This is a genomic window from Paenibacillus sp. SEL3 (genome assembly GCF_054602585.1).
On record NZ_CM137725.1, the window covers coordinates 506,490 to 526,507 of the forward strand.

The window sequence follows — 20,018 nt, forward strand, 5'->3', positions numbered from 1 at the left end:
CAAGTTTACAATCCTAAAACACACACAGCGGCGCATCCCGTTCCCGGGCGTCGCCGCTGTGGCCAAAGACCAATCCAATCAATTACATATTTGCTTGTGCTGTTTTACGTTGCTTCTCTGCACGCTCACGTTCACCTTTGTTCAAAATCTTTTTACGCAAACGGATGGCATTAGGTGTAATTTCGCAATACTCGTCATCATTCAGGTATTCGAGCGCCTGCTCCAAAGAGAAGATTACAGGTGTTTTCAGTTTAACTGTATCGTCTTTTGTTGCTGAACGAACGTTTGTCAGTTGTTTTTCTTTACAAATGTTAACGACGATGTCGTTATCACGTGTGTGCTCTCCAACGATCATACCCTCATAGATTTCAGTACCTGGCTCTAGGAACAAAATACCGCGATCTTCTACGCCCAGCATACCATAAAATGTAGAGCTGCCGTTTTCTGTTGACACGAGTACACCCTGATGACGTCCACCTACTTGACCGCCAACAAATGGTCCATAGCTGTCAAACGCATGGTTCATTACGCCATAACCACGAGTCAAAGTCAGGAAGTTTGTAGTGTAGCCGATCAGACCACGTGCAGGGATCAGGAATTCCAAGCGAACTTGTCCGGTGCCGTTATTAATCATGTTAACCATTTCGGCTTTACGGGAGCCCAAACTTTCCATAACTGCGCCCATGCTTTCTTCCGGAATATCAATAAGGAGACGTTCGATTGGCTCCATTTTCTTACCATCAATTTCCTTGACGATAACTTCCGGTTTGGACACTTGCAGTTCGTAACCTTCACGACGCATGTTTTCAATCAAGATACCCAGATGCAACTCACCACGTCCGGATACAATAAAGGCGTCCGGGCTATCCGTTTCATCAACACGTAAGCTGACATCCGTTTCGAGTTCTTTCAGAAGACGCTCACGCAATTTACGGGATGTTACCCACTTACCATCGCGACCTGCGAATGGGCTGTTGTTAACCAAGAAGGTCATTTGCAGTGTCGGCTCATCAATCTTCAGTACAGGCAGCGCTTCAGGATGGTTTGGATCAGCAATGGTTTCACCAATGTTGATATCTTTAATTCCCGCAATCGCTACAATGTCACCAGCGCCCGCTTGATCCGTTTCAATACGTTTCAGGCCTTGGAAGCCGAACAGCTTCTCAATACGCGCCGATTTACTACTACCATCACGTTGCATAACTGTGACTGCTTGCCCCTGCTTGATGATACCGCGGTTTACACGACCTACTGCAATTCGGCCAAGGTATTCGTTATAATCCATCAGTGTTACGAGGAATTGAAGAGGCTCATCTACATTCTCAGTTGGAGCCGGAATATGCTCTACAACTGTTTCGTACAATGCTTGCATGTTATCGTCTTGCTTTTCAGCATCCATGCTGGATGTTCCGTTCAGCGCCGAAGCGTACACAACAGGGAATTCCAGTTGCTCATCATTCGCACCCAGCTCGATGAACAGATCCAGTACTTCGTCAATAACTTCTGCCGGACGAGCCGCCGGACGGTCAATTTTGTTCACTACAACGATAGGCGTCAGATTTTGTTCCAGCGCTTTACGCAGTACGAATTTCGTTTGCGGCATGCAACCTTCGTAAGCATCTACGACAAGCAAAACACCGTCAACCATTTTCATAATCCGTTCCACTTCGCCACCAAAGTCGGCGTGTCCTGGTGTATCTACAATGTTAATCAGATAATCTTTGTAAGTGATAGCTGTATTTTTAGCCAAAATCGTAATACCGCGTTCACGCTCCAGATCGTTGGAGTCCATGGCGCGCTCCTGAACAGCCTCGTGTTCTCTAAATGTTCCGGACTGTTGAAGCAGCTTGTCGACAAGCGTCGTTTTTCCGTGGTCGACGTGGGCAATAATCGCAATATTGCGAATGTTTTCTCTAGCATGCATGGTTTGTATCCATATCCTTTCCGTATATCAAAATAGTGTCTCTATCCTGAAGCAGTGCTGATTCAAGGCTAACAATCGTTCTTTAGGCCCACTCCCTGCCAGCCTTCTATATGTTTCAGGCTTTGTACAGACAGCTTCTCTCTCCGATTCGCGTGAAAACCTTAAAATAAGCGTCAGAAATCATTCCGACGCTCTTATCATATCCATTATATTATAGTTGAAATATGTCATAAAGCAAGACATTATTGCCTGTTCCGTAATTTACCGCCATAAAATCTCATTGCTTGTCGTTTACCATTTGCGTTTGCCACGGTTGTTTACGACCAACCAGATTCCAGCGCCGATCAGTAAAACTGCAATAACATATATGATACCCGTTCTTAACAGGGTAATGACCAATAAAAACACCGATACCAAGCCCAATATCACGCCCCCCGTATATACATTACGAGAAAGCGAAATATCATTAATGGCGTACTCCCATAATCCAACCGCCACACCTAGAAGTAACAAAGGCCATAAATAGGCCATTAAATGCCAGCCCCAAATATTGCAGAGCAAAAATAAGAAGCCATAAACCGATAAAATCCCTGCTGGCAGCAACATAAAGGGTGAAACTTTACGCTTCATGTACATTGCATGCAGTACGATTCCAGGTATTAAAAACAGCAAAGGCCAAAAGTTTCGTCCCAAGAAGGAGAACGTCCCCAGTTTCCCCAACAAAATAATCAGTCCTACGGCAACAATGCCCACTCCGATCATACGCTCTTTTCCGGAATTCATCGTGGTCTCCTTTGTTTGCTGAATTTGTTTTTAGGTCGCTTAATGTGATTGTTTTTAAGTATATTTTAGCCGATGTTTTCCAAAAAAACTACGTTCAAATATGATGAGCACGTAGCTGACGATATATTCCTGCAATCACAACTGCTGAGGCTAAGAGTCCTGGTAACCATGCATGTATAAGCTCTCCCGCACCTGCTAACCATACACCCAATCGGGGATCACGCAGTAGCATTTCTCCTGCCGTAAAAGCCAGGATTGCAGATCCGAGCAAAACAAGTACAGGGAACCGGTGAAGCCAGATCGCAATTACGTTGCTGCCCCAGACAACTATCGGAATGCTAATTGCAATACCAATGACAATAATGGCGATATCCCCATCTGCTAGTGCTGCAATAGCTAATACGTTATCTAGACTCATCACAAAGTCCGCTACCAGAATCACCTGTATAGCCTTCCATATGGTTGTTTCTGCTCTGACTCCTACATGATCCTCACTCTCATAAAGCAGCTTAAACGCAATCCATAACAGAAGTAGACCGCCTGCCGCCTGAATAAAGGGTATGCCCAGCAAAATGACAGCTACAAAAGTCAAAACACAGCGCAGGAGGACTGCACCGACTGCCCCCCACCATATAGCTTGACTCCGCTGCCTTGCAGGCAAATTTTTGCTCGCCATGGCTATAACAACCGCATTATCACCGCTTAACACCAAATTAATCATTAATATTTTCAACAGCAAAATGATATGCTCCATGTGTACAAACACCCCCATCCTACTTGTATGCGAAATAGGACGAGGCTATGCTTATAAGCTTTGTCAAATAAGTCATCATTTATTAAAAAATGATGTCAAATTCGTTGAGTAAAGACCTTGAAATCAATAACAAACAGCCATATAATGAATCGTATTTCCGGAAAACGGGTATTAAAATAAACAACATACAATGACTTTAGGATGTTTAATCAGGGAGATGAGAACGATTGATATGTCCGGACTTCAGTTCTTTTGGCTACTGCTTAATGTGATATTTATTGATCTTCTGCTCGCAGGGGATAATGCGATTGTAATTGGACTTGCCGCCAGAAAGCTGCCTCCTGCAACGCAAAAAAAAGCGATTCTGTACGGCACCGGTGGTGCCCTGCTTATTCGCATAGCAGCCACCATTGTGGTACTCTGGCTGCTTCAAGTACCGTGGTTGTTACTCATCGGGGGGATTATGTTAGTCTGGATTGCGTATAAGTTGCTCGTAGACCAGGAGGACCATACCGAAGTCAAAGCGGGAACAACATTATGGGGTGCTATCCGCACGATTGTTGTAGCCGATGCGGCTATGGGTCTGGACAATGTGATTGCTGTTGCTGGCGCTGCCCAGCAGCATTTGCTACTTGTAGTGCTGGGTCTGTTAATCAGCGTGCCAATCGTGGTATGGGGAAGCACTCTTTTTATTAAACTGATCAATAAATTCCCCTGGATTATCTATTTGGGATCGGCTGTGCTTGGTTATACGGCCTCTAATATGATTACTGAAGAACGTAAGCTGGAACCCTACTTTACCGAGCACCCTGCGCTGCGCATCTTGTTTATTGCTACAGTTATGGCTGGTATTTTGCTCACGGGATATCTTCAAAATCGCAAAACAGTATCCAGTCGAGAAAAAGCGGTTTAAAATGATTCAAAAACTGTTTTAACTAAAATCAAAAAAGGCAGACCCCATAATAACAGTGGGTCTGCCTTTTTGTTTAAAACCAATCTTCCTGTATAACTTCCTCATTACGCCCCTCTATAGCTCCGCCTGACTCCAGGACAAGCGTTTCCGTTGCAGCCACAGCCTGTTCAATCAAGGCATTTAAATCCCGAATAGAGGCTTCAATCTTTTGAACAACCCACAAATTTGGATTGGTCGTTGGGGATTTAGGAACAAACAATGTGCAGCAATCTTCATATGGAAGGATGGATAAATCGTAGGTGCCAATTTGCTTAGCGATTTCCGTGATCTCCTGCTTATCCATCATGACGAGAGGTCGCAGCAATGGTAATTCTGTTGAACGGCCAATCACATTCATGCTGGATAACGTTTGACTAGCAACTTGACCCAGACTGTCACCCGTCACGAGTGCCCGCGCTCCTTCACGCTCAGCCAGCATCGTTGCAATTCGCAGCATAGACCGTCTCATTAGCGTTATAATCAGATTGTCCTGTCCAGTGCGCGTAAAGGCCGTCTGCACCTCTGTAAACGGTACAAGGTGGATTTTGATCCGCCCTGCATAGCCTGCTAATACCCTTGCCAATTCAATGACCTTTTCTTTCGCACGCTCACTTGTAAACGGATAGCTATAAAAATGTACACATTCAATTTCCAGTCCTCTACGCATGGAAGACCATCCTGCTACCGGGCTGTCGATTCCACCAGACAGCAGCAGCATAGCTTTACCGTTCGTTCCTAACGGAAAGCCCCCTACAGCCATAATAACATCGCTGAATATATAGGCCGCCTGCTCTCTGACCTCCACACGCAACTCAATATCTGGTTGATGCACATCGACCCTCAACGCTTGAAACTCTCGCAAAATAGGAGAACCAATTAAATGGTTCATCTCTTGTGAGGAATGAGCAAACTCCTTCCACACTCTGCGGGCATTTACCTTGAAAGTCGTTCCCTCGGCCACATTCAGCTCACGCATCAAAGCTACAGCGGTCTCAATTATAGCACCCAGCTCGACAGGAGCCATTTTGACAGGACTTATTGTCGTGATGCCAAACACTTTTTGTAACACTTGAATGATCTGTTCATAAGGCTCTCCTCCGAGTACCACATAAATCCGTCCAAATTCCTTCCGCAAAGAAGCGCCGGGAAACGGCTTGAGCAGCAGCTTCACGTGATTCAGTACTGCCTTTTCAAAACGAGTTCGATTCTTCCCTTTTAATGTAAATTCACCGAAGCGAAGTAACAGCATATCATAGTGCATTTTAACGTTTCCACCTTTCAAGGGATTCCAGCTTGGCTACAGCCTGTTGCAGTGCAAGTATAAGCTCATCGATATCCTGTTCCGTATGCTCGTCACCGAAGCTGATACGAATGCCGCCAGATGCTTCTGCCTCATTGCGGCCCATCGCCTGCAGCACCCGGCTGGGCTCGGCCAACTTCGAAGAACAAGCCGATTTGGTGGATACGGCCACACCTAGTTGCTCCAGCGTATGCAGCAGCACCTCGGCCTTCATACCCGGATACGAAAAGTGGACAATATGCGGTGCTTCCTCCCCGCTGTTTAGCCGCAGTTGAGGGATTGTCTGCACTTCTGCGACCACCCGTTCTCTCCACTCGGTCATACGTCGTGCTGTTTCTGCTTGTCGTTCGCCCGCTAGTCGTACCGCTTTGGACATACCAACAAGCAGTGGCACATTTTCCGTACCTGCACGAAAACCCTGCTCCTGAGAGCCGCCACTATGCAGTGGGAAAACCTCTACACCTTCCCGAACGAATAGTAGTCCAGCACCTTTAGGTCCACGCAGCTTATGCGCAGAGAGGCTGTACAGATCAGCCTGCCAGCCCCGGATATCAACCGGCAGCTTTCCAAACCCTTGTACACCGTCAATATGAAATAGAATACGGGGGAACTGTTTCTTCAGCGCAGCTCCGATATCATGCACCGGTTGCACCCTTCCCGTCTCATTATTGACATGCATAATACTGACTAAAATCGTATCTTTACGGACAGCGGCACAAACCTGTTCGGCGCTCACATGCCCTTCTGCATCGACAGGTAAAAATGTAACCTCAAAACCCAGATTTGTCAGTTGTCTGCAAGCTTCATACACAGACGGGTGTTCTGTCGATACAGTAACAATATGCTTGCCTCTGGTCTGATACTGCAAAGCTACTCCCTTAATAGCAAGATTGTTGCTTTCCGTTGCCCCAGATGTGAAGACAATCTCTGATGGATACACTCCCAAAGCCGCAGCACATACTTCGCGCGAACGCTTAAGCAACTTATCCGCATCCTCTCCATACCGATGCATCGAAGATGGATTGCCATAGTGGCGTCTCATGATCTCGGCAACGGTTGTAATCACCTCTTCAAAAGGCGGAGTTGTCGCGGCATAATCAAAATATTTCATTAAACTCCCCTTTCTACCCTACAACTGCTGCAACAAAAAAAGACCAAAACAGGGAAAGGTCGCTACATTATAGCGACACCCTTTCCCCATATTGACCCTGTTCTGCGGACCTAATCTAAATTGAAATTACGCACTTTTTTCGTTATAAGCTATAGGGCTTAGATCGTATATTTTTCACGTGCATTTTGAATCTTGTTAATATATCTTTGCGTTTCCAGCGGAAGCTTATCCAGTACAGACATTAACTGTTCATCACTACTTACACCAAGCCGCTGCACCCGTCCGGGACCTGCATTATATGCAGCCAGCGCCATATTTTCTTGTCCGTTAAAACGTTTAATCTGATAAGACAAATAACGAACTCCAGCATCAATATTTTGTCCAGGATCATACGGGTCACTGACTCCCAGACCTTGAGCCGTAGCATCCATAAGTTGCATAAGCCCTTTGGCCCCGGCCGAAGAAGTGACCGACGGATTGAATGAAGATTCCGTATCAATAACTGCTTTAATCAACGCTACTGGAACGCCGTATTTCTGACTAGCCTCGTTAATCAAATCATCATATGCCGTAGGTGTTGTAGGTCCGTCTGTTGCTGTGCTGGAAGGAGCGGGATACAATGACGAAGCCGTTCCCCTCGAAGGTCCCAATTGAAGCCAAAGCAAACCATTTTCGTCTCTGGTAACATCACTTGAATTTTCTCGAGTCACAGCACCATCTGTTTCCAACTGACCTACTTGTTCCAGTAATCCGGAAAAAGCGTCCGTTGTCCCCGTCTGGGTTGTAGCACTCATATTATTTAACAGCTGCATGTCTAACATGGACTTGGACACGCGCGGATCAATTTGCATGTGGTGTTCCCAACTTTCTATAGTTGTTATATCCCAAATAGCTTGTCGTTACTGCTATGATACAACTTTTTACTATGTACTTCCATACCTTTTAATGAAAAAAAGCTCCGTTTCTGTCGAAAAGACAGCGGAGCTTTATAGATCAGCTTAAATGTAATTATATCACTAAGATGATTTTTCTCGGATATACAAAAGAAAACTGTACTTTTTCCTCCAGCAAGGTCAGCGAACGAACGGGATAAAAGCAAAATAACTCAATGTCGCCAGCGCCCCAAGACCAATCGACCAAATGCCGGTCGTTTTGCTGCCATTCACATAAGCAAAAAAGCCTAAAACTGCAGCAATAGGCCCCAGTACAATGGACCACATAAACAATGAGGCAATTCCCGCAGCCAGACCAACATAGCCAGAAATACGACCACTATTGTTTATAACTTGCTCTTCACCCTTGACCTCATGTCGAGTCGCAACTGAGCCGGGAGCAACCTCTGCTGCATATTCCTCACGATCATTACGGCGCTTGGCAGATCGTTCATGAATGTGACGGGGGTAATCTACACGTTTGCGGCTAACATGCTCTTCATTCTGATGCTTGTCGTTTTCATGATCTTCCATAATAAACTGCACCTCCAAATGCAAAATGAATCGCGTAATAAAATTTACACGGACTTCGGTTTAAAAGTGTGGCAACAGGTTGCGGCTGATGTGTCGGCCTTATCACGTTCTTCTGAACTGAAGCTTTCCCCCGCATATTCTTCTTTAAATTTCTTTCCGGCATGACCATCAACTTCAATCATGATCAAATCTGCCTTGCACAAGTTGTTTTCTCCCCAATAATGACAATTGGCTACGCTACACTTAACGATTGGCTTGGCCTCTTGGCTCATGATCATCACCTCGGATTCATTGTCCCCCCGCTATCCCGCACCTATGCGTTTATGGTATATGGCAGTTGGTGACATACGAAAAAAGCCGCTTCCTTCACCTCCTCCAAAATGGCAGGAAGCAAGTAGAAAACGGCTTGCTTGTCTTGTTTTAGTTTTTGATTAGAAATGATCTTCCCCGTTGAATGCTTTATGCATGAGTACGGCGAGTCTGCATCCGGCGCTGAGTCAAATAGTCACTTTCATAATAAGTCAGATCATCACGCAATTCTTCAAAATTTTTCGTAATGTCCATGATCACTTCGCGAGCGGCTGGCACTGGCGTTTTACGGAAGCGGATAGCATCTTGCCCCGTATACGCATAACGTCCATCCTCTGCGTAAGTTTCATTTTTGGGATAAAAAAAGCTGTTCACGCAGTCATGGTAAACGTTATACAATGCCTTTTCCGCAAAATCGACGTCAAAATTGGCACGGCGTAAAGCCACACCCAACTTTTCATAAGATACTTCGGAAAAAACAAGGACATGACGGAGATCCGACAAAAAGCCTTTGTAAAAGAGCACGGACTCCTCATTGCCATCTGCAGCCAGTTGCGGCAGAGCATGCTCATTGAGGAATGTTTCCACCCGTTTCACGGCAGTTTTCAGTCTCTCCTGCGCCGACTCACATAATTTTTGTACGTTGACTGCTGACATCAAGGCAGCTCCCCCTTATTTGTTGCTTGTTCATCAATTTGGTTACCCGAAAATAGTCCCCTCTAACCGAAAGAGCTGTAATTTTCAGTATTTATCCTACCACAAATAAGCATTGAAAGGTATAAAAACATGCCAACCTCCTCACGCTAAACCATAAATTTATGAATTCTCAAGGAGGACGGTCCCATGTCTCGGCGAAAATGGTTAAAACCCCTGCTAGGAGCAGCTGCCGGGGTGCTTCTCATCACACTGATGCTGCCTTCCCGTGATCACCGCCATACACCGCAGCCCGAATATACGGCCAAGATGGTGCCACAGCAAGAGAAGCAACTCAAAAAAGGAATGTTGGCTTTGGACCTGTCCGCTACGGATACCCTCACACGCATGGATGCAAGGCAGGATATTCAGTACGTGATGCGGGAACTTGATGGTAAAACTGCTGATCAGAAAAGGGAATTTACCCGCACGCTACAGCAATCGCACAGTCATCTTCATACGTTACAGTGGATTCACACAAGCGACGGGAATACGAACACCTACACGGGCAGCAAAGCACAAACTCGTCTGCTCAGTCATCCTCAAATTAAAAGCAGCTTGGCTGCGGCTCGCCGTTCCGTCATGCAAAATAAATCCTACGAATCTGCTGCATTTCAGGCTGAAGGCGGTAAATATTTTGTCATGGCAGAACCATCGGCTGACGGAACATGCGGCGTTGCTGCTCTGGTCAGTCAGCAAGTATTGCGTGACGTGGAGAAGCATCAGCGGAAAAATTTGCGTTTGATTCCCTATCCAAAAGAAGGCAGCTACAAAATCGAATCCGTACATCCCGACACATTGCACGATATTACTGTCAAGACGGGCCACGACAACGAAAATGCAAGCCATTATTTTGAAAATGAAATTGTCGTTCGCTTCCATCATAATCCTGATTCACGACAACTGCAGGAAATTGCAGCAGATTTACACTGTGCGCCAGGCCGCAAGCTTGGTTATACCTATGTATTTCATTCGGATAAGATGAACTTTAAGGAGCTAAAGCAATATTTTTCAAGAAAGTGGAACCCGCTTTATACGGAACCTCACTATATGTATCTAACCAATGAGAGCACACCTATCAAAGCGGACAGCTCTATTCCCAATGATTTGCTCTTTTCCCGCTATCAATGGAATCTGCCGGCAACTGAAACCAACCGAGGTTGGAAATTAAGCAAAGGTAGCAAGGACGTAATTGTCGCTGTCGTAGATACGGGAGTAGATTTGGATCACCCCGACCTAAAAGGTCAAATCCTTTCAGGTCGTAACGTGGTAAACCCGTCTGAAAAGCCTTATGATGACGTCGGTCACGGAACGCACGTCGCCGGCATCATTTCTGCCCTCGTGAATAATGGTGAGGGGGTCGCTGGCATGACATGGTACAACAAAGTCATGCCGATCAAGGTACTTGACCAATCCGGCTCCGGCACGACTTACTCGGTTGCAGAAGGTATTATCTGGGCAGCTGATCACGGTGCCAAGGTTATCAATTTGAGTCTGGGCAATTACGCACAAGCTGAATTTTTGCATGATGCGATCAAATACGCCTATGATAAAGATGTCGTATTAATCGCAGCCACAGGCAATGACAATACGGAACGACCTGGCTATCCAGCAGCGTATCCTGAAGTGTTTGCCGTTTCCGCTACAGATTCTTCTATGCACCGTGCATCCTTTTCTAACTATGGAGATTATGTAGACGTCATGGCTCCAGGTGCAAGTATTGCCAGTACGTACCCAGGGAATCAATATGCTGCACTGTCGGGCACTTCAATGGCCAGTCCCCATGTATCAGCACTTGCTGCCCTGATTCGATCCGTTAACCCCGATCTGACCAACAAAGAGGTTATGGATTTAATGAGAAGCAGCGTAATTGACTTGGGCACACCAGGGCATGACAAATATTTCGGATATGGTCAAATTGACGTGTATAAAGCGTTGAAAGCAGCACAACGTCCATATGTTCCTTTGCAATTCTATCCACAGCATTTAAGTGACAAGTTAAAATCTATTTTAAAGAAACTGGAAACGTAAGATTCCTTATTGGAAAAAAGCAGCCATGTTGCTCCATGGCTGCTTTTTTGGGCTTTATTAACGCTTGGAACTGCTGCGAACAGGACGCTTGCTATGACTGCGAGTATGACAGCAAGGTTCTCCAGGATCCTTTATACTCACCGGAAATACGTGATGTGGTACAGGTACAATGTGCGGCTGATTAACAATTTCAATTGGATGAACCACAGGCACGACTTGTGGGAAAAATTGATGATTTACAAATTGGATCGGCGGGCACACGATCGGGTCGTAAGGGCAATGACTCATAATGTGCAACTCCTTTCGGTGAATTAGTACAGCATATTAAGAAGGCATGTGCTGTGCTTGGATGTTTACCCCCTAATACAAATATCCCTTATAAAATAGGCTTCCGTTCAACAATGACCGAATGATCAAGCAGTTCGCCCAACAAACGGCACAGTTTGTGAAGACCTGTTATAAGTGTTTCCTTGTCCACATACGAAAAAGAAATACGGATATGATTACTGTCCATACCACCTGCATAGCACACTGCACCAGGTAAAAAGGAAACGCCTTCTCGGTCAGCCAGCCGCTCCAATTCTGGAATATCAACATTAGGAGGAAGCTTAATCCACACATTTAAGCCGCCTTCGGGAGCATACCAGCTAACCTCTGGCGGAGCATAGCGCTGGAGCGTATACAATGCGACTGTCAACCGATCCCGCATTTGTTCCCGCAACCAGACAAGATGTCGATCAAGACGGTTCCTGATAAAGGGCAATAGCGCTTTTTGCGTTAATAGAGGGCTCCCCAAATCCGTAGTAGACTTGGCAGCCACCAAACGATCCATTACACTGCCAGTGGCCGCTACACAAGCTATACGGCAGCCGGGAGCAACGGTTTTGCTAAAGCTTTTGATATATATCACATGTCCGGATTGATCATGTGCCTTGATAGAGAGTGGCGGCTTTGTTTTATAGTAGAGGTCAGAAAATGGATCATCCTCAACAATGAGGCAATGATAACTTTGAGCTAGATCCAATAATTGTGTGCGTCTGGCCGTCGTTAAAGTTACTCCGGTAGGATTATGAAAGGTGGGTATCGTGTAGATCAGTTTTGGGGGATGAGTATCACAAAGACGCGTGAGGATATCGATCCGCATGCCCTGCTCATCCATCGGAATCATAATTACTTTGGCACCACGACTGGTAAATACATCAATGGCCCCCGTATATGTAGGAGCCTCCATGTAGACAACATCTCCAGAACCAACAAAAGTACGTGCCACCAGGTCAATGCCCTGTTGGGCACCACTGGTCACGAGCAGCTGTTCTGCAACAGTGCATAGGCCACGTTCGTTCAGGTGATCTACAAACACTTCCCTCAGCGCTAAATCACCTTCAAAAGTACCGTATGCTGCCATTGCATCAGGATTTCCAGAGGATAGACGTTGAGTATCAGCGATGATTTCGCGTGTAGGAAGAAGCTCCGGTTGAATTGCTGCTATATGAAAAGAATAGGGAACCTGTCTGCTATGGTTAAAGTTTCTCCATAACTGTGCGCGTGGCAAATAATCGATCAGCGACATTTGCCATGACAAATCCTGCGCTCCCTCACGTTGAACAGCTACCGAAGGCTCTGCTACATAGCAACCTTTTCCCTGTGTACAGGTAACCAGATTAATAGACTCCAGCTCAGCATATGCCTTGCTTACAGTTACGGGACTTACCGCAAGCAAACTGGACAAATGACGGACAGAGGGAAGCTTTGTGCCCTGAGGCAACAGTCCAGACTGGATGCGATCTGCTAATGTTTTGGCAATCTGTAAATATAATTTAACACTGCTATTGCGGCTGAGATCAATATGCATCGGAACCGTCCCCTCCAAAAATCAACTGTTACATTTAGACGTTTACTGTTATACTTCATTATCGATATAATACAACAAATTTCATAGTACAGTATAGAACACAGGAGATGATTGGATTGGAACACAAATTTTCGGGTATGGCTCGTACTCAGGGCTCGTCCATGGTAAGGGACATTTTAAAGCTGACACAGGGAACAGATGTGTTATCTCTGGCAGGCGGCCTTCCTGCCGATGCCTTTTTCCCCATCGAAGCTGTTGCTAAAGCCTATGAGCAGGTATTTCGCCTCGGCGGTACTACCGCTCTTCAATACGGCCTAACCGAGGGCTACATTCCTCTACGGGAACGTCTTGCAGCAATCATGTCATCCCAAGGCATCTCCGTCACCAGAGATAACATCATCATGACGACGGGCTCACAGCAGACCATTGATCTGGTTTCGCGTGTATTGCTCGATCCGCAGGATACTGTATTGGTGGAGTCCCCTACTTATTTGGCAGCTCTTCAGGTATTTAATTCCTATGGTGCCAACATTGTAAGTGTAGATACAGACTCTAACGGTATGCGATTAGAAGATCTTGAAGCCAAGATCAAAAAACATCAGCCTAAATTCGTGTATGTCATCCCAACCTTCTCCAACCCGGCAGGAAGTGTTTGGAGTATGGAACGAAGAACAGGCGTTGTTGAAATATGCCGTAAATACGGCACTTTGATTTTTGAAGATGATCCTTACGGACGTCTTAAATTTGACGAAAACCTTAACTTTCCATCCCTTTTCTCAATCGATCAACAGCTAGGTGGAGACGGTCATGTGATGTACACTTCTACATTCTCCAAAACCGTCGCTCCTGGTGTTCGATCTGGTTGGCTGGTAGCTAATCAAGCGATTGTCGTTAAAGTCGCCAATGCCAAACAATCTGCCGATCTGCACTCCAGCAGTATTGATCAACGTGCTTTGAATGAGTTATTGGACTTTTTTGACTTGGACGGACATATTCGTACTGTGTCTGCTGAGTACCATACTCGTATGCTACGTCTCACGTCGCTGATGAAAGAACGCCAATGGGAAGGAATCACCTGGAATGATGCACTTGGCGGTATGTTTATGTGGGTTACTTTACCCGAGGGATTCCGTTCTGATCGGTTGCTGCAACTCGCAATTCAGGAAGGAGTGGCATTTGTGCCTGGACAAGTCTTCTATGCTGACCTAAGTGGCAGCAACCATATGCGAATCAACTTCACGCATACGGATCCTTCCTTGCTTCCAAAAGCAGTTGACCGATTGGATCGGGCACTGAAGATGTACACAGAGGAAAGTGTGGTAAAAAGCGTGCGCTGATGGAGTTGACACAGTGAGGCCGCTTCGCGAATCATTTGATCTTACGATCGCTGTTGCCCCCGGATTCCTAATTATATAAGTTCCGACAAAGGTCGGAATCCGGGGGCAAAGGCGAACGCTTCGCTTCTCCAGATTCAAATGCTCCGCTGCGCTAACTGCGTGCCTCATCCCCACACGTTTTTATGGTAAAGGGAATGAGTAGATGGAAAAACGAATGAAGCTCCCAACATGATATTGGGGGCTTCATTCTGCTTTGGCAAAGAACAAACAAAAGTAAATTTAGCACTATAAAAATGCACTATTTCTGCATAAATACGGTATGTTAAAAAGGGTGTGCCATCATTCCCACAGGAATATGACACACCCTTTTTAATTCAATAAATACATTTGGATTAAAGGCTTTCATGCAAACAGGTCATTTACAAAAGTTAAATTCATACATTTTAAGGTGTTGCAGTGGGGAAAGTTTTCCGTAAGCCGGGTTCTGTGCTATTCGTGGTACAGACGGGAACTACCCTCCCACTACAAGCGACAATCATCTATCTAGGCCGAACATTGCTATCCAGCTCCAGCGACCAACCTAGACACGCCTCGGGCTAAGGCTGCTTCGCGAAGAAGCTGTGTCCCATTAGGTCTTGCTCCAGATGGGGTTTACCAGGAACGAAGTCACCAGCGTTCCTCGGGGTCTCTTACACCTCGGTTCCATCCTTGCCTGTGCCGCAAGCGGCCATCGGCGGTCCATTTCTGTGGCACTATCCTTCAACTCGCGCTGACTGGACGTTATCCAGCATCCTGCCCTATGGAGCCCGGACTTTCCTCTCGCGGCTTACGCCACCAGCGATTGTCTGTCAAACTTTCCGAACAACATTACATAGTATACAGGGAACGCGCGCATGATACAACCCTGAAAATATTGTAAAACGTATAGATCTCTGTTTACTTGCCCAAATAAAACGGATGTACCTTTCTCTGCAATGAATCATCCGCCACATAATAAGCAGACCTTCCCACGTATAGCGGGATAGAAAGCTTACTAAAATCAGGAACGTCCTCATCTAGGAACAGTTCATCATCTCGGTAGGTCTGCTGTATTTCACCGACGATCCAATCATGATCTCCATAGGTATGAATATCCACGACTTTACACTCATAAGCAAGATAAGCCTCCAGCAATATAGGCACATTGACTGAAATTCCATCCTCATATGCAATGCCAAACTGCTGAAACTTATCTACATCTTTACCACTAAAGGTACCTACAGCCTGAATCCATTCCGATCTGTGCGCAGGCAGAAACTGAATACCAAAGCCTCCGCTTTTCTCGATCAGTCCGTGAGAATATGTTTCCTTCCTCAGTGAAATGCCATACATGCCCGGTGATGATCCGATATAGGTATGCCAGCCTGAGGCCATTACATTATTTTCCCCCTCATAGCGGGAAGTAACAACAGCGACCATGCCTGGATAGGCATGAATTGCAGAATCAGCTATCAGCGTCCGCATAGAACCTCTCCCTACAAAAAAATAATAGAGCATCTTCATTTTCTCATAGATGTTGATATTTTACAAAAATTGAAAAGGTTCGGTTTCTACCTGAGATACATGTACTTCCGTTGAATAACGACCTTCTACCAAGCGTTTGCGCATCCATTCTGCGGTTTTAGGCTTCATAATCTTTTCAGCATTATGTCCAGGGTCAATAATAGCAATCCCCGCCATCAGGGCATCGTGAGCCGTGTGATAGTCAATATCCCCTGTGACCAATACATCAGCACCTTTGAAAAGCGACTTATTCACATAGCGGCTGCCTGAGCCCCCAAGCACGGCTGCCTTTTTGATCATACGGTCCAAGTCGCCCACCACACGTACATGCTCCACGTTGAGGCCATTTTTCACAACATCGACAAACTCCCGTAGCGTGCGAGTTTCCTTAAGCTTGCCCACCCGTCCCAAACCAAAGGAACGGCCCTGCAAATCCATGTGATACAGGTCATAAGCCACCTCTTCATAAGGATGAGCCTTCAGCATCGCTTGAACAACTTTATTGCGTACACCCTGCGGTACAATGGTCTCAATACGAACCTCTTCACTACGTTCCATTTTACCCTGCTCACCCAAAAACGGCTGTGTGCCTTCACCCGGCACAAAAGTTCCATAGCCGTCAATGTTAAAGCTGCAATGGCTGTAGTTGCCGATATGTCCAGCTCCCGCCCCCAGTATGGCATCCAGTACCCGTTGATGATGTGTTTTGGGTACGAAAACAACAAGCTTGAATAATTGCTCGGTGTGAACATCCTCAAGCGTACCTTCACTTTGAATACCCAGTGCTTCTGCCATCCAGTCATTCATGCCGTCCTCAGCTGTATCCAGATTCGTATGACTGATGTAGACAGCAATATCATTCTTGATCAGTTTTTCATACAATCTACCCGCAGGCTGATCTGTGTTCAAAGCTTTAAGTGGGCGGAATATAATCGCATGATGCGCAATAATGAGGTCAGCTTTTATGCGGAGTGCCTCTTCGACAACCTCATCATTAACATCTAGGGCTACTAATATGCTTTTGATTTCCTTTTGCAGACTACCCAGCTGAAGCCCGATTCTATCGTCCGGAACTGCCAAGTATTTCGGAGCCAGCTGCTCCATATAGCTAATTACTGTCTGTCCTTTGGCAAACATGCAAGTACCTCCTCTAGCTGTTCAATTTGCTTGCGCAATTGCTCCCGCTTATGCTGTGCGGATTCCTGATCTGATCGTGCCACTTGTGCCAGCACATCCTCAAGCTTGCGAATCTCCAATTTCCATTTATAAAAAAAGATTTCATTCGGTGCTTTGACCAATAGTGGTCCGAGTTGCATCAACAAATCCGGTGTCAGTACCAGCGAACTATCGGGAATTTTCCATGGTTGATACAGCGCATCCTGTTTCAGTGGGCTTACCGAATCAGGTACTGCCGTCAGAATCTCATATATTTTCCCGTCTTCTTCCATAATATGTTCACTTGTTAGTACCCATTGATGTTCGATGAGCCAACGGCGTAAGATATCCTCTCCTACGTTAGGCTGTAGAACAAGTTGTTTCACTGAAACAAGCTTGTCTTTCCCTTGCTCTAAAATGGTAGCGATCAAGGCACCACCCATCCCGGCTATCGTAATAACATCAACTTCATCGACCTTAATTACAGCCAAGCCATCTCCCTTTCTAACCGCAATGCGATCCGTGAGACCTGCTTCGGCCACCTGCTTTTGAGCCGCACGCAACGGTCCATCATTGACTTCACCCGCCACAGCTTGCGGTACTCTGCCACTACGCACTGCGGCCACGGGGAGTAGTCCATGATCCGAGCCAATATCCGCAAGTCTGCTCCCGGCAGGTATTTGTTCCATAATATATTGTAATCGTTGAGAAAGTTTCATAACGTCACCCACGTAATCCATTTTTTTCGAGTCCAAAATAAAATTCCAACAACAAATGCCAACTTCAGTATGCTGTAAAACACCACATCTCCCGCCGCTTGATGGCGCAGGATAAACGTGTCTGCTTCAGCCATGAATGCTAGTGTCATGCCTATAGCGAAATAAACCAAAGCGAGACGCGGAAAGCGGCGATGTACCCACCAGCTTAACCAGATCAACAATACTGCGTGCAAAATCCAAAATGCCTCAAGCATCACTAAAGTTGCTGTAGGCCAGAAGCGGCCTATAAGGATCGCGTACACTAAAAGTAGCCCAGCAATGCCACAGTAATGAAGTAAGCTGTTGCGCAAAGTTAATCCCACAAGACACCATACCACACCGCATAGGCCTACGAGCAAAAGAAACCAAACCTTAGCTTCACCTTGATGGAGCTGAATGATCCATACACCCGAACCCAACATAATCGCACTGCCTAAAGTGCTCAACATCGCGCTCATACTCTTTTCAGAAGACCGCCAAAATGCGGCCACTCCATAGCAAATCGTAGTAACTGCACTCGCCGAGAATATTTGCATTGCCAACGGAAAAGCGGTAAAATAAAAACCGATCAAACAAATGCAGGAAATAATGACAAAACCAAGAAGCCAGGCGATCCCATGCCCGTGTCTAAGATATGTAAGCAGCCCGGTGTTGTTACGGTTCTGGCTCTGCGACGGATCTACGTCCTCCCGATACAGGTTAGACAAAAAATCGCAATATTGCTCAGGGAGCAGCCGACTTCGCCGCCAATGCTCAATTTCATGTAACAGTATTGCCCGCTTTTTCTCTTGGTCCAAGCTTCTTCCCCTCCACCAAGACTGCCATGAGATAAAAAAAGACCTCCTGCGCGCTTCAAGCCGCAGAAGGTCCGCAATGTAACGCTTCTATTCGAGGAAATCCTTCAGTCGCTTACTGCGGCTTGGATGGCGCAACTTACGTAGCGCTTTGGCCTCAATCTGACGAATACGTTCACGTGTAACACCAAACACTTTACCCACTTCTTCAAGGGTTCTGGTTCTTCCGTCGTCCAAACCAAAGCGGAGACGCAAAACATTCTCTTCCCGTTCGGTTAACGTATCCAGTACATCCTCGAGCTGTTCCTTTAGAAGTTCATAGGCAGCCGCATCTGCAGGCGCCAACGCTTCTTGATCCTCAATGAAATCCCCCAGATGTGAGTCATCCTCTTCACCAATTGGTGTTTCCAATGAAACCGGTTCTTGGGCAATTTTCATAATTTCCCGTACTTTTTCCACGCTCAGCTCCATTTCGGCAGCCACTTCCTCGGGCGTAGGTTCGCGCCCCAGCTCTTGCAACAGTTGACGCGATACGCGAATCAGCTTGTTGATCGTTTCCACCATATGCACCGGAATACGGATCGTTCTCGCCTGATCGGCTATCGCGCGCGTAATGGCCTGACGAATCCACCAGGTTGCATAGGTACTGAATTTAAAGCCTTTTTCGTAATCAAATTTTTCTACTGCCTTAATCAAACCCATATTACCTTCCTGAATCAGATCCAGGAAAAGCATTCCGCGACCAACATAACGTTTGGCAATACTTACAACCAGACGCAAGTTCGCTTCTGCCAACCGGCGCTTAGCTTCTTCATCGCCGTTATTGATCCGTTTGGCAAGCTCCACCTCATCATCAGCAGAAAGCAACGGTACACGACCGATTTCTTTCAAGTACATCCGGACTGGGTCATTAATTTTAATACCGGGAGGCAGGCTCAGATCGTCATCGAAATTAAAATCATCCCCATCATTGTTTTCCGGGTCGTCATTTTGACGCAATCTGGTAACTTCTTCGTCGTTGTCATTCACAACCTCAATCCCCAAGTCACCCAGCTGCTCATAAAACTCATCCATTTGCTCGGGGTCCTGATCAAACGGCGATAGTTTTTCCATGATATCTTTGTAGTTCAGAGAAGAACTTTTTTTACCCAACTCAATCAGTTGATCTTTAACCTGATCCAGTGTTAGTTCCGTCTCCAGTTCAGTATGCTGATCATTCGCCATCTTTCGACTCCCTCCTCCCTAGAAACATCCGAC

At 46.1% G+C, this 20,018-nt stretch carries 19 protein-coding genes and 1 other RNA gene; 3 read left to right on the forward strand and 17 right to left on the reverse strand.

All coding sequences use genetic code 11. From position 1 onward, the window contains the following. Positions 1–82 precede the first annotated feature (82 nt). From typA to ACYCS5_RS02520, 3 genes are all read right to left on the reverse strand, one after another. On the reverse strand, positions 83–1,924 hold the full coding sequence (gene typA, locus ACYCS5_RS02510; protein ID WP_029517769.1) for a translational GTPase TypA: 1,842 nt from the start codon (positions 1,922–1,924) through the stop codon (positions 83–85). 291 nt (positions 1,925–2,215) lie between these two features. After that, entirely contained in the window at positions 2,216–2,707 is a 492-nt protein-coding gene (locus ACYCS5_RS02515) for a LiaF transmembrane domain-containing protein (RefSeq protein ID WP_039272260.1), read from the reverse strand. 94 nt (positions 2,708–2,801) lie between these two features. Then, entirely contained in the window at positions 2,802–3,461 is a 660-nt protein-coding gene (locus ACYCS5_RS02520) for a TerC family protein (RefSeq protein WP_342425027.1), read from the reverse strand. A gap of 217 nt (positions 3,462–3,678) precedes the next feature. On the opposite strand from ACYCS5_RS02520, the gene ACYCS5_RS02525 reads away from it, so the two are divergent. Next, a complete protein-coding gene (locus tag ACYCS5_RS02525) occupies positions 3,679–4,374 on the forward strand; it encodes a TerC family protein (RefSeq protein ID WP_430024322.1) in 696 nt (231 codons plus the stop codon). A gap of 73 nt (positions 4,375–4,447) precedes the next feature. Here ACYCS5_RS02525 and thiI read toward each other — a convergent pair whose 3' ends face one another. The 6 genes from thiI to ACYCS5_RS02555 all read right to left on the reverse strand — a co-directional run bounded on the left by thiI (position 4,448) and on the right by ACYCS5_RS02555 (position 9,256). Beyond that, positions 4,448–5,674 (reverse strand): tRNA uracil 4-sulfurtransferase ThiI, encoded by a 1,227-nt coding sequence (gene thiI / locus ACYCS5_RS02530; protein WP_459760748.1) that lies wholly within the window; start codon positions 5,672–5,674, stop codon positions 4,448–4,450. Between the two features lies 1 nt (position 5,675). Then, entirely contained in the window at positions 5,676–6,824 is a 1,149-nt protein-coding gene (locus ACYCS5_RS02535; protein WP_165149077.1) for a cysteine desulfurase family protein, read from the reverse strand. A 158-nt stretch (positions 6,825–6,982) separates the two neighbouring features. Beyond that, positions 6,983–7,675 (reverse strand): lytic transglycosylase domain-containing protein, encoded by a 693-nt coding sequence (locus ACYCS5_RS02540; RefSeq protein ID WP_318627858.1) that lies wholly within the window; start codon positions 7,673–7,675, stop codon positions 6,983–6,985. Positions 7,676–7,897: 222 nt separating this feature from the next. Continuing rightward, entirely contained in the window at positions 7,898–8,290 is a 393-nt protein-coding gene (locus ACYCS5_RS02545) for a hypothetical protein (RefSeq protein ID WP_322251723.1), read from the reverse strand. 44 nt (positions 8,291–8,334) lie between these two features. After that, entirely contained in the window at positions 8,335–8,562 is a 228-nt protein-coding gene (locus ACYCS5_RS02550) for a DUF1540 domain-containing protein (protein ID WP_029517777.1), read from the reverse strand. A 187-nt stretch (positions 8,563–8,749) separates the two neighbouring features. Further along, complete coding sequence (locus ACYCS5_RS02555) at positions 8,750–9,256, reverse strand: YpuI family protein (protein ID WP_069010271.1); 507 nt, start codon at positions 9,254–9,256, stop codon at positions 8,750–8,752. 186 nt (positions 9,257–9,442) lie between these two features. Between ACYCS5_RS02555 and ACYCS5_RS02560 the strand changes: the two genes are divergently transcribed. After that, a complete protein-coding gene (locus ACYCS5_RS02560; protein ID WP_459760749.1) occupies positions 9,443–11,323 on the forward strand; it encodes a S8 family peptidase in 1,881 nt (626 codons plus the stop codon). A gap of 57 nt (positions 11,324–11,380) precedes the next feature. On the opposite strand, the gene ACYCS5_RS02565 is transcribed toward ACYCS5_RS02560, so the two are convergent. Next, positions 11,381–11,611, reverse strand: a complete 231-nt coding sequence (locus ACYCS5_RS02565) for a hypothetical protein (protein WP_459760750.1) — start codon at positions 11,609–11,611, stop codon at positions 11,381–11,383. Positions 11,612–11,699: 88 nt separating this feature from the next. Continuing rightward, positions 11,700–13,175, reverse strand: coding sequence for a MocR-like pyridoxine biosynthesis transcription factor PdxR (gene pdxR, locus ACYCS5_RS02570; protein WP_029517780.1), 1,476 nt, complete (start codon positions 13,173–13,175; stop codon positions 11,700–11,702). A 116-nt stretch (positions 13,176–13,291) separates the two neighbouring features. Between pdxR and ACYCS5_RS02575 the strand changes: the two genes are divergently transcribed. Then, entirely contained in the window at positions 13,292–14,512 is a 1,221-nt protein-coding gene (locus ACYCS5_RS02575; protein ID WP_165149062.1) for an aminotransferase-like domain-containing protein, read from the forward strand. 458 nt (positions 14,513–14,970) lie between these two features. Here the strand turns inward: ACYCS5_RS02575 and rnpB are convergent. The 6 genes from rnpB to rpoD form a co-directional block, all read right to left on the reverse strand. Beyond that, positions 14,971–15,369: RNase P RNA component class A (gene rnpB / locus ACYCS5_RS02580), an RNA gene on the reverse strand. Between the two features lie 79 nt (positions 15,370–15,448). Next, positions 15,449–16,015: a flavin reductase family protein gene (locus tag ACYCS5_RS02585; RefSeq protein WP_029517782.1), complete on the reverse strand. Its 567-nt coding sequence runs from the start codon at positions 16,013–16,015 to the stop codon at positions 15,449–15,451. Positions 16,016–16,075: 60 nt separating this feature from the next. Continuing rightward, positions 16,076–17,191, reverse strand: coding sequence for a Nif3-like dinuclear metal center hexameric protein (locus ACYCS5_RS02590; protein ID WP_165149059.1), 1,116 nt, complete (start codon positions 17,189–17,191; stop codon positions 16,076–16,078). Further along, complete coding sequence (locus ACYCS5_RS02595) at positions 17,167–17,928, reverse strand: tRNA (adenine(22)-N(1))-methyltransferase (RefSeq protein WP_029517784.1); 762 nt, start codon at positions 17,926–17,928, stop codon at positions 17,167–17,169. Before ACYCS5_RS02595 ends, ACYCS5_RS02590 begins: the two co-directional genes overlap by 25 nt. Next, entirely contained in the window at positions 17,925–18,764 is an 840-nt protein-coding gene (locus tag ACYCS5_RS02600; RefSeq protein WP_459760751.1) for a hypothetical protein, read from the reverse strand. Before ACYCS5_RS02600 ends, ACYCS5_RS02595 begins: the two co-directional genes overlap by 4 nt. Positions 18,765–18,851: 87 nt before the next feature. Continuing rightward, a complete protein-coding gene (rpoD, locus tag ACYCS5_RS02605; RefSeq protein WP_007431230.1) occupies positions 18,852–19,985 on the reverse strand; it encodes an RNA polymerase sigma factor RpoD in 1,134 nt (377 codons plus the stop codon). Positions 19,986–20,018: the final 33 nt, after the last annotated feature.